Raw genomic sequence first — 18,112 nt, forward strand, 5'->3', positions numbered from 1 at the left:
GAGAAAAAGGAATGATTAATAATGAAATTAGCTGAAAACTTTTTATGGGGTGGCGCAATCTCAGCAGCCCAAACTGAGGGTCATTATTTAGAAGATGGTCGCCAACCCTCTAATTATGATCAAGTCCCATTAAATAACCAAAGATTGAAAGCGGTCTATCAGGATCAAGTGCCTAATTTAATGCAGCCAGCAAAGAAAGAAATTTATCCAGGCCGTTTTGGTATCGATTTTTATAAAACATATCAAGCAGATATTAAAACACTGAGTGAATTAGGGATTAATAGCTTCCGATTTTCAATTTCTTGGTCGAGAATTTTTCCAACAGGCGAAGAAACAGAACCTAATCAAGCAGGATTAGCTTACTATGATGCCATTCTTGATGAACTTGATAAGTATGGCATTGAACCGATTGTAACCCTTAGCCATTTTGAAATTCCGTTGCACCTCGTTAAAAAATACAATGGTTGGGCAAGTCGGGAAGTTATCGCATTATTTGTCCGTTATGCAGAGTGTTTGATGACCCGTTATCAAAAGCGAATTAAATATTGGATTCCTTTTAATGAAATGAATATGATTTTGCATATTCCATTTATTGGGGGTGGTGTTCAGTTTACAACTGGCGCAAATAACCTTGAAACACAGTATCAAGCGGGCCATCATCAATTATTAGCGAACGCGTTGGTCATTGAAGCCGGGAAAAAAATTAATCCTGATTTCCAATTTGGCACGATGTTGGCTGCTGGGAAAACATATGCTTATACAGCTGATCCTAAGGATGTTTTTGCAGCGGTAAAGAGTGATCGTGAGAACTTATTGTTTGCGGATGTTCAAGTATTCGGAGCATACCCCAACTATATTGCGCATTTCTTTGAAGAAAAACAAATCCATTTAGATATGACAGATGATGATCAAGCGATTCTAAAAGCTAATACAGTTGATTTTGTTTCATTTAGCTACTATTCAAGTGCTTGTACATCAGCAGAAGACAAGGATTTAGAAACGGTTGCTACCAACGGTTTTACAACACTCAGAAATCCTTATCTGCCTAAGAGTAAAGGGGTTTGGCAAAATGATCCATTAGGTTTGCGGATTACATTGAATCAATTATATGATCGTTATCGGTTGCCATTATTTATTGTAGAAAATGGTTTAGGAACCGAAGACGAACTAGATAATGATCAAGTTCATGATACGTATCGGATTGATTATTTGAGAGAACATATTAAGAATTTGATATTAGCAGTGCAAGAAGATGGCGTGCCATTGATGGGTTACCTCATGTGGGGCATTATCGATTTAACCAGTGTAAGTGAAGGTAAGATTGCTAAGCGTTACGGTGTCTTATACGTCGATCAAGATAATGACGGCGGCGGTAGTCATCGACGATATAAAAAAGATAGTTTTTATTTCTACCAAAAAGTAATTAATAGCCAAGGTGCTAGTGTCTTTGAATAAATGAAGTTAAGTTAACCAAGGAGTGATTATAGTGAGTGAATACAATGATTTAGCAAAAGCAATTATTGAAGCTGTCGGCGGTCCAACAAATATTAATTCGGTTGTTCATTGTGCAACTCGATTACGATTTAGTTTAAAGGATGAAACAAAGGTTCAAGCGGAAAAGCTGAAGAATATGGCCGGGGTTGTTGGTGTTAATCCAACGCCAACGCAATACCAAGTGATTATCGGCGCGCAAGTGAACCAAGTTTTTGATGCGATTCTAGCAAACGGCATTGTTAGTGGCGATACTGAAACAGTCGCCGAATCAGCAACTACAAAGGCAGTTAAGAAAACATCTGTTTGGAATCAAATTATCGATACCATTACAGGTTGTATGACACCGATGATTCCCGCATTGACTGCAGCCGGGATGATTAAAGTTATTTTATCGCTATCGACAACTTTTAAGTGGATGGCAACAACTTCTAGTACTTATCGGGTACTTGATTTTATCGGTGATGGTGCCTTTTACTTCATGCCAATTCTATTAGCGATTTTTGCTTCACGTAAATTTAAGGTGAACACATCGATTGCTGTGATTGTGGTTGGTATTTTCTTACACCCTAGTTTTACAGCTTGGGTGACGTCGGGTAAGCCAATTTCATTTGTCGGTATTCCGATTCAAGGTGTTAGTTATGCGGCATCAGTTATTCCTGCGCTATTAACAGTTTGGATGATGTCTTACATTGAAAAAGGGGTCGATCGGATTACCCCTAAATCATTAAAAATTATTCTCAATCCTACTTTGGTGTTACTCATTTCAGCACCATTAGCTTTGATTGTTGTGGGACCTTTAGGTAATTACGCCGGAATGGGCTTAGCTTGGGTTATTAATCTATTACAAGGCCAATTAGGGTTCATCATGGTGGCTGTATTAGCTGCAGCAATGCCATTCATTGTGATGACGGGGATGCACCATGCGCTAACACCAATCTTCGTGGCCTCTTTTGCGGCGACCGGTACAGAATCATTAATTCTTGTTGCGCAAGTTTGTGCCAATTTGGCCCAAGGTGGCGCAACACTAGCAGTTGCCTTGAAATCAAAAAATCAATCTGTTAAATCACTAGCAACAGCGGCCGGTATTTCAGCCATCATGGGGATTACAGAACCAGCCCTGTATGGGGTAACGATGAAGTACCGTAAACCTTTAGTGGCAGCAGCGATTAGTGCTGGTATTGCAGGCTGTTTCGGTGGTTTAATGCATGTCACATTGTATGTTCCTCAAAATAGTGTGATGGCAATCCTTGGTTTTTCAGGCGCCAAAGGAACAGCCAATGTGATTGCTGGGATTACGATGATGGTCTTATCATTAGTCCTATCATTTATCATGACATTAATTTTCCAAAAAGAAGCAGATTTAAAAGACGCGAAATAGCGTGGTGGAGGTAAAGCAATGAGCGATGCACAATATGAATTAACGCTGGCAGATGTTAAGCACCATGATCGCGCCTATTTAGAAACAATTTTCTCATTAGGCAATGGACAAGTTGGTATTCGTGCCGGATTACCAACTAATGATTCCCAAAAGAACCATCCGGGAATGCTAATCAACGGTTTTTACGGCACAACGCCCATTGAATACGGTGAAAAAGCGGTGGGGTATGCCGATAATCATCAAACGATTATGACTCTTTTTAATCCCAAAGCAATTAATATCGTACTTAGTGAAACGGACCAACTAAGCAATCATGATTGGCAAATCATACTAAAAGAAACGATACTGAAGATGCGTGAAAATCGGTTAGTTGAGCAATACGAACTGATTTCTAGTCAAGGCGTGGTGTTACACCTAGGTGTTGAAACGCTGTTAGCATGTGATCGCAATGCATTTAGTTTACTTTTCGACTTATCAGCACCTGACTATCGAGGTCCAATTAAGTTTGAACGGCTTTTAATCGAACAGGGTCAACATGAAAAAGTAGACGATGATGATCCAAGAATTGCTAATCGCGAACTGCCAATTGAAGTGATCATACTACCGGGAACCCCGGCAGTATTTAACTGGCAAACAACGAGTACATCATCAGGGCAAACAATCGTGCAACAAGAAATGATTGGACGCTATCCAGAAGGTTGGCAAGTTGTCCAAAATGCAACGGGCTTTCAAATTGTTGGGACAATAGCAGCACTACACCATTATCAATTTGGATTTGATCGTGCGATTGGTCGGATTAATCAAACTGAGAAGGTCGCAGCCAATTTCACAGATGATGAGCTACTAGCAACCAATCAGCAAGTACTAGACGTATTTTGGCATCAGTCGGATGTCGTTATTGAAGGTAATCATGCTTTACAAAAGGGCATTCGCTACAATATTTTCCAACTTTACCAATCAGCAGGACGTGATGGACAGACGAATATTGCGGCTAAAGGAGTTAGTGGCGCTGGGTATGAAGGTCATTATTTCTGGGATACAGAAATGTATATGCTACCATTTTTCAGCTATACGAATCCTAAAATTGCTAAGCAATTATTGTTATATCGTTACCATATTCTAGAAGAAGCTAAAAAACGCGCGCAAACAATGGGCGGGGCTGGAGCCTTATTCCCATGGCGAACGATTAGTGGTCAAGAACTAAGTGCCTACTATCCAGCTGGAACGGCACAAGTTCATATCGACGGTGATATTGCCTATGCGGTAAAACAATATTATGAGATTACCAAGGATGAGGATTTCTTAAATCAATTTGGGGCAGAGATTGTCATTGAAACAGCTAAGTTCTGGTTATCATACGGCGCTTGGTTCGAAAAAGGCAACCAGCAGTATTTTGGCATCTTTAAAGTTACTGGGCCAGATGAATATACAGCGTTAGTGAATAATAATTACTATACTAACCGAATTGCACAAGAAAATATGCGATTTGCACAAAACTTGTTGGAACAACACAAAGGGCCCACTGTTGAAAATAGTGCGCAATTAGTGGCTGATTTGAAGGTCGCTGCAGATGCGATGTATTTACCTTATGATCAGGTTCGCCAAATCAAACAACAAGATGATGAATCACCATTAATGGCAACTTGGCCGTTTGAAAAAACGCCGAAAGATCATTATCCGTTGCTATTGCATTATCATCCATTAATGATTTACCGGCACCGCGTTAATAAGCAAGCAGATACACTATTGAGTGATATGCTCTTCCAAGATGATATTGATGTAGGACAGTTAACGCGTGATTTCGATTATTATAGTCAGATTACGACGCATGACTCCTCATTATCACGTTCGATTTTTGGGATTATTGCTAGTCGGTTAGATCGCAAAGATGCATATGACTACTATATGGATTCAGCATTGATGGATTTAACCGATTTACAGGGGAATACTAGTGATGGCTTACACGCTGCTAATATGGGTGGCTCTTGGTTAGGAATTGTTTATGGCTTTGCAAATCTCCATAGTGAAAACAATCAGTTAGTTGTTGAATCGCACTTACCAACACAATTAAAAACAGTGCGCTTCAGAGTGAGCTACCAAGGGGCACTACTTCAGATAACACTGCAACCAAATACCGTCGCAGTGGAACGATTAAACGATAGTGCGTCGATTCAAGTAAAAGTTGCAGGAAATCTGAAACAAATTTAATTAATATGAGGGATTGCATATGGAAGGTGTCTTATTTGATTTAGATGGTGTTATTACTGATACGGCTAAATTTCATTTTAGTGCGTGGTGCGTTTTAGCCCGTGAAAAAATCGGTGTTGAATTACCGGCTGATTTTGAAGCTGATTTAAAAGGCGTTAGTCGCCTTGAATCACTCCAACGGATTATTCACTTTGCTGGAAAAACGGGCGTGTATTCAGAAGCTCAAATTCAAACATTCGCAACTGAGAAAAATACGAATTATTTAAAGTTGATTAACAGTTTGACAAAAGCTGATATTTTACCAGGAATCAAAGCACTGTTAGACGAACTACAACAACATGGCGTTAAACTTGCGGTAGCTTCAGCAAGTAATAATGCGCCAATTATTTTGGATAAGTTGGGTTTGACAGCGTACTTCGATACATTGGTCGATCCGCAACAGATTAAAAATGGTAAACCGGCACCAGATATATTCTTGGCAGCAGCACAGCAATTAGGGATCGCGCCTGAACATTGTGTTGGGCTAGAAGATTCAATTGCTGGGATGACTGCGATTAATGCGGCACATGCAGTATCAGTTTTGATTGGTGATCCAGCTGAATTTCCAGAAGCTGATTGGGTTGTACCGACGACAGAATCGCTATCATATGATTTATTACAAAAGGCCTATGATGCACGCTAATCATTAAAATAAGAGATTGGGACAAATTTATTTTTGTCCCAATCTTTTTTTGTTTTTAAATAGTGGTTAAGGCCGTTGCTGTATAAAAATAATGAATATATGAATAAAAACGATTACTTGCCATTCTTTATTCATATAAGATTGACATTATACTGGTAGAATTGTATATTTATTCTAACTTAGACCAACAAAAAGGACTTGTGTATATTATGGAGAAATCAAAGAAGATTAATGTCAATGGCTTAATCTTGATGATCTTTGGATCAATTTTTGGCTTTGCGAATACCACCATTGCCTTTTATTTAATGGGATATGCCAGTATTATCTGGTATATCCTAGCAGCTATCTTTTTCTTTTTACCAACCTCATTGATGTTTGCCGAATACGGTTCATCATTGAAAGAAGCGCGTGGGGGCCTTTATTCATGGCTTGAAGCGTCAATTGGTAAGAAGGCAGCCTTTATCGGAACGTTCATCTGGTTAGCCTCATGGATTGTTTGGATGGTATCGACCGCTGCGAAAGTGTGGATTCCATTTTCAACTTTCTTACAAGGATCAGACCAAACAACAACTTGGCATTTTATCGGGTTAAATGGGACCCAAGTCGTCGGTGTTTTAGGTGTGCTTTGGATTTTAGCCTTAACCTTCCTATCAAGCCGTGGGATTGATAAAATTCAAAAGTTTGCTTCTTTCAGTGGGATGGCTGTGGCCTTTTTATTCGCAGCTTTCTTAGTGATCAGTCTTGCAATTTGGTTTAAGACAGGCTTTAAGCTTGCTGAACCAATTCACGGTGTGACAACTTTCGTTAAGAGTCCGATGGCTTCTTATCAATCACCAATCGGGATGTTGTCGTTCGTTGTCTTTTCAATCTTCGCTTATGCGGGGATGGAAACAATGGGTGGCGTGACGGATAGTATGGATCATCCAGAAAAGACTTTCCCTAAGGGGTTAATGATTGCGACAGCCTTCATTACCTTAATCTACGCCATTGCAATCTTCATGTGGGGGATTTCAACGAACTGGCACCAAGTTTTAGGTGGCGATAAAGCCAACATGGGGAATATCACGTACGTCTTGATGCAAAACCTAGGATATCAATTTGGACATGCATTTGGGATGTCAACAACAGCCGCTGTTGGGATTGGGACGTTATTTGCTCGGATTACCGGGTTAATCATGTTTATCAGTTACCTTGGGGCCTTTGCCGTCCTCATTTATTCACCATTAAAATCATTCGTACTAGGGACACCAAAAGCATTATGGCCAAAAGGCTTTGCTGAAGTCAATAAACACGGGATGCCTGAAAAGGCAATGTGGGCACAAGCTGTTTTGGTTTGTTTATTAATTGCTGTTATCTCATTTGGTGGTAAAGCTGCCAGCGAATTCTATAACGTATTAACCTTGATGTCGAACGTTTCAACATCATTACCTTATCTCTTCTTAGTGACTGCCTTCCCTTACTTTAAGGCGCGCAAAGATTTAGAACGGCCATACGAATTCTTTAAGACTAAAGCATCAGTGCAAGCTGTGACAATTGTTGTCGATTTAGTCTTAGTCTTCGGGATTGCTTTCACGATTGTGCAACCAATACTAGAAGGTAGTTATATGGATGCTTTTTGGATGGTCATCGGGCCAATCGTCTTTGCGATTATGGCGATCGCACTCTATCACCGTTATCAAAAGAAAGTTGCTTAAAACGTTATCAAAAACAGGTCCTCATTAGAGGGCCTGTTTTTTTATTTCTCGGTAAATTTGGAGAGAAAACAATTGCGAATCTCATTACATTTTAATAATTTGAACAAAATAGTTGCAATTTGAAAATAAGTTTTCTAAATGGATTTTAAATTTTCTAGGGTGCAACCTATTGGGAAACAAGTAATATTTAAATTTGTTTAAAAAAGCTGTTAACAATATTAATAATGAGAAAATGATGAGAGGGTTATCTGGCGATATGCAACCTGTTCAATAAACTAGTATACTTTTTAGGTATAGTTTTCAGAAAAATTTATATCAAAGGGGGATTCTATGACTGTCAAATTACAAGTCAAAGATTTAACGAAGATATTTGGTAAGCGGGTGCCGCGGGCCAAAGAACTATTGAAGCAAGGTAAGAGTAAGGCTGAGATTCTAAAGGAAACAGGTGCGACAATCGGTGTCGACCGGGCTAACTTTGAAGTCGAATCTGGCGAAATATTCGTTATTATGGGACTATCTGGTAGTGGTAAATCAACATTGGTGCGGATGATTAACCGATTGATCGAACCAACTGAAGGTAGTGTGTTGATAGATAACGAAGATTTAATGCAGATTGATAAGAAAGAATTACTTGAAGTCCGGCGCAAGAAAATGAGCATGGTCTTTCAGAATTTCGGACTTTTCCCAAACCGCACAATCCTAGACAACACTTCTTATGGATTAGAAATTCAAGGGATTGATAAACAAACGCGCGATCAAAAAGCTAATGAAGCGTTAGATCTCGTTGGTTTAAACGGTTATGGGGAACAATATCCAACACAATTATCTGGTGGGATGCAACAACGGGTTGGTTTAGCACGTGCTTTAGCGAATGATCCAGAAATCCTATTAATGGATGAAGCTTTCTCAGCGTTAGATCCATTAAACCGGTCAGATATGCAAGATCAATTACTTGATTTACAAGAAACAATGCACAAAACAATTATCTTTATTAGTCATGATTTAAACGAAGCCCTCAAAATCGGCGATCACATCATGATTATGAAGGATGGCGAAATTGTTCAAACTGGGACACCGGAAGATATTTTAACGCGTCCAGCTGATGAATATGTTGAGAAATTTATCGAAAATGTCGATCGTAGTAAGGTTTATACGGCCGGCAACGTTATGATTCGCCCAACAACGGTCAATATCGAAAAAGATGGCCCACGTTTGGCCTTGAAACGTATGCGTGAAAATGAAGTTTCAACCGTTTATGTTGTGAATAACAAACGTGAATTGGTCGGGATTATCGATGCGCGGGATGTTTTAGAATTAGTTCGTAAAGAAAGTCGGGATCTTCAATCCGTTGTTAATGCAAACGTACCGACAACCACTGAAGAAACACCGATTGCGGATATTCTAGACGATATTTCACAAACCGGGATTCCATTTGCCGTCTTAAATGAGAAAAAACAATTACGTGGGATCATCATTCGCGGTGCCGTCTTAGGCGCACTTGCAGGAAACGAGGTGAACCATTTTGCTTAATTTAATGACAATTCCTAAATTACCACTTGCTAGTTGGATGGACAGTTTTGTCGATTGGCTAACACAATTTACAGGTTTCTTTAATGGTTTAACAAACTTTATCGGTGGGATTATCAATGGCTTCCAATGGGTCTTTGATTTAATTCCAATCTGGTTATTTATCGTGATTATCGCGGGTGTCACTTACTTCGCCAATCGCGATACGAAGAAGTGGGGCTTAATCATCTTTGAAGTGGCCGGTCTTCTTTTAATCTGGAACTTAGATTTCTGGCGGGATATGACGCAAACGTTAACCCTTGTGTTGACGTCTAGTTTAATCTCATTAGTGATTGGTGTGCCACTTGGGATTTGGATGGCTAAAAGTGATATTGCCCAGGCAATATTTAAACCAATTCTTGATTTTATGCAGACCATGCCAGCCTTTGTTTACTTGATTCCAGCGGTTGCCTTTTTCGGCATCGGGATGGTGCCCGGCGTTTTCGCGTCAGTGATTTTTGCCATGCCACCAACGGTTCGAATGACTAACCTTGGGATTCGCCAAGTGCCAACCGAATTAATTGAAGCCGCAGATTCTTACGGTTCAACAGAATGGCAGAAGTTGATTAAAGTGCAATTACCACTTGCCAAATCAACCTTAATGGCCGGCGTTAACCAAAGTATGATGTTAGCTTTATCAATGGTCGTTATTGCTTCAATGATCGGTGCAATGGGTCTTGGAACCCGGGTTTACTTCGCCGTAGGTCGGAACGATGCTGGGGGCGGTTTTGCAGCTGGCTTGGCAATCGTTATCTTGGCGATTATCATTGATCGTTTGACACAAGCGCTAAACAGACAACGACAACATTAAGGAGGGATTTAGTGATTAAGAAGAATAAATTAATAGCTTTTTTCACCTTAATTGGGTTGGTAACGTTGCTTAGTGCTTGTAGCTCACAAACTAAGCCATATGATGCTAAGCAGAAGTTAGGCCCACAAATCAACTATACGATTACAGGGATTGACGCCGGAGCTGGTATTATGGCTTCAACGCAAAAGGCTTTATCAACCTATCATTTGGAAGGCCAAAACTGGCAATTACAAACCAGTTCAACCGCTGCGATGACCAGTACTTTGGACAAAGCAATTGCTGACAAGCGGCCAATCGTGATTACGGGTTGGCAACCGCATTGGATGTTTACAAAATATCCAATCAAGTTTTTGAAGGATCCTAAAAATGTCTTTGGTCAGGCTGAACATATCAATACGATTGTTCGAAAAGGGCTCAAAAAAGATATGCCGGAAGCTTATACCATCCTTGACCGGTTCCACTGGACACCAGCGGAAATGTCAAAAGTGATGTTACAAGTTAATGATGGCGTCGATCCAGAAAAGGCGGCTAAAGATTGGATTAAAGCTAATCCAAAACAAGTTGCTAAATGGACCAAGGGTGTTAAAAAAGTTCATGGTACGAAAATTAAGTTAACTTATGTCGCTTGGGATTCTGAAATTGCCTCAACCAACGTTGTTGCGGAAGTACTCCGTCAACAAGGTTATGAACCAACAATTCAGGCAATGGAAATCCAACCAATGTGGGCGTCAGTCGCAACTAAAGCGGCCGATGCACAGGTTGCTGCTTGGTTACCAAAGACATCTGGTTTGTACTACAAGGATTATCAAGGCAAGTTTGAAGACTTAGGACCTAACTTAGAAGGCGCCAAAGTTGGCTTGGCTGTGCCGAAGTACATGACCAATGTGAACTCAATTGACGATTTAAAAACGAAATAAAAAAATAGGTGTTATCCGGTCATCAATAGTTGATGATTGAAAAGAGCGTTGTCGCAAAAGGAATCTTTTGCCGCAACGCTTTTTTATTTTGGAAAATAACTTGATTGTATATACAATTTTGTTTATACTACAATTATTAAAACGCTTACAATTTGGAGATGAACGATTATGACGCATGCAATGATTGGCACATGGCGAATGGCTTATGAAGGATTATCCAAAGCGATGACGACGCTTGAAGCGGGCGGCAAAAGTACGGATGCAATTGAAATCGCTATCAAAGAAGTCGAAGATTATCCATTTTTTAAATCGGTTGGCTATGGCGGTTTACCGAATGCGCAAGGACTAGTTGAAATGGATGCGGCCTTTATGGATGGTAATACGTTTGCGATCGGAGCGGTTGCGGGGATTAGCGATGTCAAAAATCCCATCTCGGTTGCGCGCCAATTGAGCAATGATCATTTTAATAGTTTTCTAGTAGGTGCCGGCGCATCACAATATGCGATGTTCAATGGGTTTGAAGCACGCAACATGTTAACCGAACGCGCGCATAAGCTATGGGCTAAACGCGTTCAAGAAATTAACGAAAAAAATCTTAGTCCTTATGACGGACACGATACGGTTGGCATGGTGAGTTTGGATCAAGATGCTGGCATGGCAGCCGGAACTTCGACTTCTGGTTTATTCATGAAAAAGCCAGGACGCACAGGCGATTCCGCGTTATCTGGCAGTGGCTTTTATGTGGATAGTGACATCGGTGGCGCCACCGCAACGGGATTAGGCGAAGATTTGATGAAGGGCTGTCTTTCTTACGAAATTGTCAGATTGATGGGTTCAGGATTATCGCCGCAAGCCGCTTGTGATCAAGCCGTTTATCCATTTGTTGAAAAACTTAAGAAACGCTACGGCAAGGTGGGTGAATTCTCACTGATTGCATTGAATAATCAAGGTGAATGGGGCGTGGCCACCAATGTTGAATTCACTTTTGCGGCGGGAAATGATGAACAGACACCGCAAATTTATATGGCTAATCCAGGGCCGGATCAGACCACTATTATTGAACCAATATCCGAAGCTTGGTTAATAGCTTACGAAAAACGAATTAAGGCCCCAATTGATTAGAAGGAGTATTTAGAAAATGGCGAAGTATCTATATGTCGAAATTGCAGAAGCGTTAAACGAAGATGTCCGGGCGGGAATCTATGGTGTCCATCAAAAATTACCGTCAGAAACGGACTTAGCCGCGCAGTTTGCGACGACACGGTTAACAATCCGCAAGGCAATTGACTTACTCGAAAAACAACAGGTTGTGGTCCGTGATCGGAATCGTGGGACCTATGTTTTAGCGACCGAAGGCAAAATTTCTAGTGGGGCTAGCGGTTTAGTGGGTTTTACCGAAGCCGCCAAGGAATTACACTTGGACGCGAGCACTCGGGTGTTAGATTTGCGCCGCGCAATTGTCTATCCAGACTACGTTGCGTCTAAATTACAACTCAACGAGCAAGAACCGGTTTGGCAGATTGAACGCATCCGGATGGCCGATAACGAACCAATGACGCACGAACAGATTTACCTTAAACAAAGAATACTCCCCAACTTGACGGCCCACGAAGCGCAAGGCTCTCTCTACCGTTTGATTGAACAAGAGATGCCAATTGGTTATGCGCAACAAGAATTAGAAGCTGTTATCTTAGAACCGGGGTTAAGCGAATTATTAGAAACAACACCAGGACAGCCCGCCTTTTTGGCGCATACGGTCGCCTATTCGATGGATGGCTACCCAATCTTTTATGATAATTCCCATTATCGGGCTGACAAGTACACGTTCCACAATATCTTGAGTCGTAAACATTAATGTCAGAAGGAGGTATTGTTCATTAGCAGGTAGGTAAGACAAAATTTTAATCTGGAGGATTAAACATGTTTGATAAATTAGAAAAATTCTTGATGCCGTTAGCAATAAAACTGGGGAGTAATAAAGTTTTAATCGCTATTCGGGATGGTTTCTTGATCACAACACCTTTAATTATTGTCGCTTCGATTTTCCTATTAATTGCTAACTTTCCAATTCCGCATTGGTCTGAATTCTGGGGGCAATTCTTAGGGACTGGTTGGGAAAGTTGGTTTACTAACGTTTCTCGTGCTGTCTTTAATACAGTTGGTTTTTTCACTTGTTTTAGTACGGCTTACGCTTATGGCAAACAAAAAAATACGGATGCAATTCAAGCAGCCGCAGTTGCTTTAGTGGCCTTTTTAATCCTAACACCGACTAAAATGGTTGTTGAAAATCTAAAAGAACCCGTTGATGGAGCTTTGGATATGAACTACCTTGGCACAAATGGGATTTTCTTGGGACTAGTTGTCGCACTTGTTGCAGTGCCCATTTATTGTTATGTCACTGAAAAAGGGTGGACGATTAAAATGCCTGATGGTGTACCACCTGCAGTCTCGCAATCATTTGAAGCATTAATTCCAAGTGCAGTAGTGATGTTAATTTTCTTCGCAATTCGCATTATTTTCGGACTAACACCATACGAAACACTGTATAATTTCATCTTCGAGATTTTGCAAGTGCCATTAAAAGGGGCCGGTAATACTTTAACTGCCCAGATTATCTACGGATTTGCCTGCACGATTTTCTGGTTCTTTGGCATTAACGGACCAGCAGTTGCTAATTCTGTTTTTGCACCAATTTCTAAAGTGTTAACAATGGAAAACTTGGATGCTTTCCAAGCGCATAAGGCATTGCCTAACATCTTCACTGACCCATTCTCAAACTTTTTCACTAACTTCGGTGGCGGCGGGAGTACCTTATCACTATTAATCGTGATGCTCTTATTCTGTCGCTCACAACGAATTAAACAACTTGGGAAGTTGGCTATTTTACCAGGAATTTTCGGCATTAACGAACCAATCATCTTTGGGTTGCCAATTGTGTTGAATCCTATTCTCATTATTCCATTTAACTTAGTACCACTTATCAACCTCTTGCTATCAACGATGGTAACAAAATGGGGGCTGATTCCATATACCAACGGGGTGGCCTTACCATGGACAACACCAATCGGTTTTTCCGGCTACCTTTCAACCGGGAGCATTGTGGCTTCACTCTATCAATTCGCATTATTAGCATTAGGTTGTTTAATTTACTACCCATTCATTAAGACATTGGATAAACAATATATCAAAGAAGAACAAGACGCAGAGATGGCTAAAGCAGAAGATATTTCATTTGATGATTTAACGGAAGCAGACTTGAATTTGTAAAGGTGGAGAATAGTCATGGAAATTTTAATTTTATTGGATCAAATTCAAGCAGGTTTAGGTGGCACCGAACGTGGCGATTTACCCTTGGGTGGTAAAAAAATGGCGATGGGTTCTGCCGATATGTTTGAAAAGTATTTAGAAAAGGATGAAAAAATCGCGGTGACCTTATATTGTGGTGATCAAAATTTCATGGATCACAAAGATGAGGTCAGCCTGAAGTTGGCAGCGATGATTAAAAAGTTGCACCCAGATGTTGTCATTTGTGGGCCAGCTTTTCACTATGAACAATACGCTGAAATGTGTGCCCAAACGGGGGCTTTAGTGACCGAAAAAACTGATATTCCAGTTGTGGCTGCGATGTCTAAAGAATGCCAGTCAGTAATTGATCAATATCGCCAACGTGTTGATATTGTTAAGATGCCTAAAAAAGGTGGGACTGGCTTGAGTGATGCTTTAAAAGACATCTTGGCACTCTGCCGGATAAAAGCTAATCACGGTGATATTTCTGAGTTTCCAAGCGATAAAATCTATTAATTGTGGGTGATGAAATGCTAAATCAAGAAACAATCGACCTGATGCAGGCACTAACCGATATTAACGGGGTTGCTAGCAATGAACGGTTAGTTGCGGCGCGTTTAAAACAGGATTATGCGCAACTAGCAGACGAAGTGATTTACGATAACTTAGGATCGATTTATGCGGTTAAAAAGAGTCAAACACCAAATGCGCCGCATGTGATGGTTTCGGGGCATATGGACGAGGTTGGTTTAATCGTGACTAAAGTGTTAGATAATGGCTTACTGCAAGCTTTATTACTCGGCGACATGCCAACTAATAGTTTGTTAGGGGCTAGTATTCAAGGCGATTTTGCTGGGCAATCTTATCAAGGCACAATTTTAGCCCAAACGGAAAATAATCAAGGTGTCGATAAGATGAATAAAGTGCAAGTCGACCTTGGCTTTTTAAGTAAAGCAGCAGTTGAAAAGGCTGGTGTGCAGTTAGGTGATACGCTCAGTTTTGCAACATCATTTGTTCAAACTGAAAGTGGCGCATTGATGAGTCGTAATTGGAATGGTCGCTATGCACCTATTCTGGGGATTGAACTATTGCAAGCCTTACAAAATATTGAATTACCATTTGATTTATATGTAGGCTGCACAGTTCAGGAACAAGTGGGTTTGCGGGGAATCCAGACGGCGACGAATAAAGTGGCGCCTGATTTAGCAATTATGTTAGATACAGATGCCGCTTTTGATTATCAAACTGATTCTGATGACCGAATAGGGGTGTTAGGGGATGGCGTTTTATTGAATTACTATGATAAAACGGTTTTACCTAATCGGTTATTACTTCAAACTTTCCGTGAAACTTGTGAACAAGATCAAATTCCTTATCAATATTACTATTCATTGGCCGATTCTGAAGCAGGTTGGGTGAATAAGTTACGGACGGGTTGTCCAACGCTTTTCGTGAATATTCCGGTTAGAAATATGAATACGCCACGCTCGGTAATTGCTGCTGCTGATTATCAAGCTGCTAAGGCGGGATTGATTCAATTTATTAAGCAAATCGATAATGATAGTCTTCAAGCGTTTAAAGCAGAAAATCGATAAGTTGGTGAAAAAATGGTAGAAGAGATAATCGATATAGATTTATTGCGCCGACTCAGTGAAGCTGATGGCATTGGTGGGCGTGAACGTGAAGTGAGTCGGTTAGTGCATGATTATGCCCAACCATATGTAGATGAGATTAGTTATGATAACTTGGGATCAATCATTCTAAAGCAAAACGGCACGACAACAGAAGGACCCAAAGTGATGTTATCAGCGCATATGGATGAAGTGGGGTTTGTGGTCCGTCAGATTACACCAGAAGGTTATCTTAAGTTATTACCGGTTGGTGGTTGGTGGGGACACGTGATGCCTGCTCAAGAAATGACTGTTACGACAGCAACTGGTCAAAAATATATTGGTATTGTGGGTAGTCGAGCGCCACATGGTTTACCCGACGAGGTCAAAAATAAGGTGATGACGCCAATGACGATGTTTTTGGACATGGGGGTCGCTGATTGTCAGGCAATCAAAGCGTTAGGAATTCGTATTGGAGATATGATTACACCGTATATTCCGTTTAGGCAAATGAATGATCCTAACCTCTTAGCTGGGAAAGCATGGGATGATCGTTTTAGTTTGGGTGCGGAGCTAGAAGTGATGAAACGAACAGCGCAAAAGCCGCATGAAGCAACGCTCTTTTTCACAGGATCGACACAAGAAGAAGTGGGGATTCGTGGTGCACGGACAGCGGTTCATCAAATTCAACCGGATTTAGCAATTGCACTCGATGTCACAACAGCTAAGGACACACCACTCGATAATGAAAACAGTAATCGATTAGGCGGGGGGGTCGTCTTAGCTGTACTAGATTCTTTAACGATGGCTAACAAAGGATTGTTGTACAGAATGGAACGGCTTGTTGCTGATTTAAAATTAGATGTGCGTTATGACTTTATGACCGTTGGTGGGACGGATGCTTGTAATATTCATAAGGCGATGGATGGGGTCGTGACAATGACGATCTCGATGCCAACCCGCTATATGCATTCACCGCGGTTGATGGTCCATCAAGATGATTACAAACAAACGATTCAGTTATTGACCGTATTTTGTCAGTCACTAACGAAGGCCGATGTCGCACTGTTTAAAGAAGCGACGCGTCAGGCTTTAGAAAAGACGTATTAAACGATAGAAAGAAGCCATTTTTGTGAAAGCGATTCGAGCAGATTTTAAAGCTTTATTTGAACAATATGAAGCCGAATTTTTGGCCGATTTGAAGGCTGTTTTGCGGGTGCCGAGTGTTCGTGGCGTTAAAACGTATCAAGCACCGTTTGGGATTGGGCCTAAACGAGCATTGGAAACGGTGTTGTCTATTGCGACGCGAATGGGCTTCAGAACTGGGCAAGTCGGTGATTGTGTTGGCTGGGCTGAATATGGGCCGGATGAAAGCCAAGCACCAACCTATTTTGGCATCTTGGGTCATTTGGATGTAGTCGACGTTGAGAATGATTGGCATTATCCACCGTTTGACCTTACCCAAGTGGATAACTTCTTGTATGGACGTGGTGTTTTGGATAATAAAGGGCCACTCTTATCCACGTTGTTTGCACTTTATCTGATTAAAACGCAAAAAATAACATTTAAGCACCGGGTTCGGATTATTTTTGGCACGGATGAAGAATCAGGGAGCCAAGATATTCCGGTGTATCTACAACAAGAAGCAGCGCCGTACGCCGGTTTTACGCCAGATTGCAAGTTTCCGGCCGTTTACGGGGAACGTGGTTTGTTAGACGTTCAGTTATCGTTGCCGATTACAGATGGCTCTGAGCGCCAAATCACGGCGATTGATGGGCAGTTTGCCAAAAGTTATTTACCGGATCACGCCCGCCTTCTTTTAGCCGATGGGACGGTCAAAACCTATCAGGGTCAAAAGGCGCCAAGTAACGCGCCTGAAATGGCGGATAATGTACTGCCGAAATTAGTGGCAGATGCTAGCCAATTGACGGGCCAGACCGGCCAATTCTATCAGTGGCTTAATGCTAAAATTGGTAATCAATCAACTGGGGAAAACTTGGGGATTAATTTTGAAGATGTGGCCTCGGGTGCTTTGCAGTTAGCCTTTTATGGGTTGTCAATTGAGGCGCAACAGTTGAGTTGTCATCTAACGTGTCGTTATCCGATTTCGGTGACTGAAGAACAATTGGTAGCTGGCATCGAAGCGGCGTTGTTACCGGGGATGACGGTGACGGTTAAGCGGCGGTATCCATCGCAAGTGACCGATCCACAATTGCCATTTATTCAACAATTGTCGGCGATTTATGCGGCTGATACGGGTTTAGATGGCACACCGGTGACGACAACCGGGGTGACCTATGCCCGCGCCTTACCGAATATCATCGCGTTTGGGCCTTCTTTCCCAGGACAAAAGGGCATCGCGCATAAGGGTGATGAATGGCTCCAATTCAGCGATTGGCAAATGATGATGCAAATTTATTACGATAGTTTGTTAGTTGTTGGGACACAGGATTAGGACAAATTAAAA

General features: G+C 41.2%; 15 protein-coding genes. All 15 read left to right on the forward strand.

The annotated features are described in order from the left end of the window. The first annotated feature begins 21 nt into the window (after nucleotides 1-21). The 15 genes from ACPBEH_RS08835 to ACPBEH_RS08905 all read left to right on the forward strand — a co-directional run bounded on the left by ACPBEH_RS08835 (nucleotide 22) and on the right by ACPBEH_RS08905 (nucleotide 18,100). Nucleotides 22-1,455 (forward strand): glycoside hydrolase family 1 protein, encoded by a 1,434-nt coding sequence (locus ACPBEH_RS08835; RefSeq protein WP_424348926.1) that lies wholly within the window; start codon nucleotides 22-24, stop codon nucleotides 1,453-1,455. A 31-nt stretch (nucleotides 1,456-1,486) separates the two neighbouring features. Continuing rightward, a complete protein-coding gene (locus ACPBEH_RS08840) occupies nucleotides 1,487-2,872 on the forward strand; it encodes a PTS transporter subunit EIIC (protein WP_234057543.1) in 1,386 nt (461 codons plus the stop codon). 18 nt (nucleotides 2,873-2,890) lie between these two features. Next, nucleotides 2,891-5,080 (forward strand): glycoside hydrolase family 65 protein, encoded by a 2,190-nt coding sequence (locus tag ACPBEH_RS08845; protein WP_424348927.1) that lies wholly within the window; start codon nucleotides 2,891-2,893, stop codon nucleotides 5,078-5,080. Nucleotides 5,081-5,099: 19 nt separating this feature from the next. Continuing rightward, nucleotides 5,100-5,762 (forward strand): beta-phosphoglucomutase, encoded by a 663-nt coding sequence (pgmB, locus tag ACPBEH_RS08850; RefSeq protein ID WP_424348928.1) that lies wholly within the window; start codon nucleotides 5,100-5,102, stop codon nucleotides 5,760-5,762. A gap of 209 nt (nucleotides 5,763-5,971) precedes the next feature. Next, entirely contained in the window at nucleotides 5,972-7,456 is a 1,485-nt protein-coding gene (gene yjeM / locus ACPBEH_RS08855; protein WP_112260932.1) for a glutamate/gamma-aminobutyrate family transporter YjeM, read from the forward strand. Nucleotides 7,457-7,786: 330 nt separating this feature from the next. Continuing rightward, nucleotides 7,787-8,986, forward strand: a complete 1,200-nt coding sequence (locus ACPBEH_RS08860) for a quaternary amine ABC transporter ATP-binding protein (protein WP_011375386.1) — start codon at nucleotides 7,787-7,789, stop codon at nucleotides 8,984-8,986. Nucleotides 8,987-8,990: 4 nt separating this feature from the next. Beyond that, nucleotides 8,991-9,833, forward strand: a complete 843-nt coding sequence (locus ACPBEH_RS08865) for an ABC transporter permease (RefSeq protein WP_035146647.1) — start codon at nucleotides 8,991-8,993, stop codon at nucleotides 9,831-9,833. Nucleotides 9,834-9,844: 11 nt separating this feature from the next. Continuing rightward, nucleotides 9,845-10,750 (forward strand): glycine betaine ABC transporter substrate-binding protein, encoded by a 906-nt coding sequence (locus ACPBEH_RS08870; protein WP_424348929.1) that lies wholly within the window; start codon nucleotides 9,845-9,847, stop codon nucleotides 10,748-10,750. A 168-nt stretch (nucleotides 10,751-10,918) separates the two neighbouring features. Further along, the gene (locus tag ACPBEH_RS08875) at nucleotides 10,919-11,872 is read left to right on the forward strand and encodes a N(4)-(beta-N-acetylglucosaminyl)-L-asparaginase (RefSeq protein WP_424348930.1); all 954 of its coding nucleotides are present in this window, start codon (nucleotides 10,919-10,921) and stop codon (nucleotides 11,870-11,872) included. 16 nt (nucleotides 11,873-11,888) lie between these two features. Further along, nucleotides 11,889-12,605, forward strand: a complete 717-nt coding sequence (locus ACPBEH_RS08880; protein WP_025015974.1) for a GntR family transcriptional regulator, LSA1692 subfamily — start codon at nucleotides 11,889-11,891, stop codon at nucleotides 12,603-12,605. A gap of 65 nt (nucleotides 12,606-12,670) precedes the next feature. After that, nucleotides 12,671-14,017 (forward strand): PTS sugar transporter subunit IIC, encoded by a 1,347-nt coding sequence (locus ACPBEH_RS08885; protein WP_104964579.1) that lies wholly within the window; start codon nucleotides 12,671-12,673, stop codon nucleotides 14,015-14,017. 15 nt (nucleotides 14,018-14,032) lie between these two features. Next, entirely contained in the window at nucleotides 14,033-14,551 is a 519-nt protein-coding gene (locus tag ACPBEH_RS08890) for a GrdB-related putative oxidoreductase (protein WP_076632139.1), read from the forward strand. Between the two features lie 14 nt (nucleotides 14,552-14,565). After that, nucleotides 14,566-15,630 (forward strand): M42 family metallopeptidase, encoded by a 1,065-nt coding sequence (locus ACPBEH_RS08895; protein ID WP_424348931.1) that lies wholly within the window; start codon nucleotides 14,566-14,568, stop codon nucleotides 15,628-15,630. A gap of 12 nt (nucleotides 15,631-15,642) precedes the next feature. Beyond that, nucleotides 15,643-16,755, forward strand: a complete 1,113-nt coding sequence (locus ACPBEH_RS08900) for a M42 family metallopeptidase (protein ID WP_424348932.1) — start codon at nucleotides 15,643-15,645, stop codon at nucleotides 16,753-16,755. Nucleotides 16,756-16,777: 22 nt separating this feature from the next. Continuing rightward, nucleotides 16,778-18,100 carry a Sapep family Mn(2+)-dependent dipeptidase gene (locus ACPBEH_RS08905; protein WP_424348933.1) on the forward strand — a complete coding sequence of 441 codons (1,323 nt, stop codon included), beginning with the start codon at nucleotides 16,778-16,780 and terminating at the stop codon, nucleotides 18,098-18,100. The last annotated feature ends 12 nt before the right edge of the window (nucleotides 18,101-18,112 follow it).

Origin of the sequence: Latilactobacillus parasakei (genome assembly GCF_049674265.1) — a bacterium.
GTDB classification, from domain to species: Bacteria; Bacillota; Bacilli; order Lactobacillales; family Lactobacillaceae; genus Latilactobacillus; species Latilactobacillus sakei.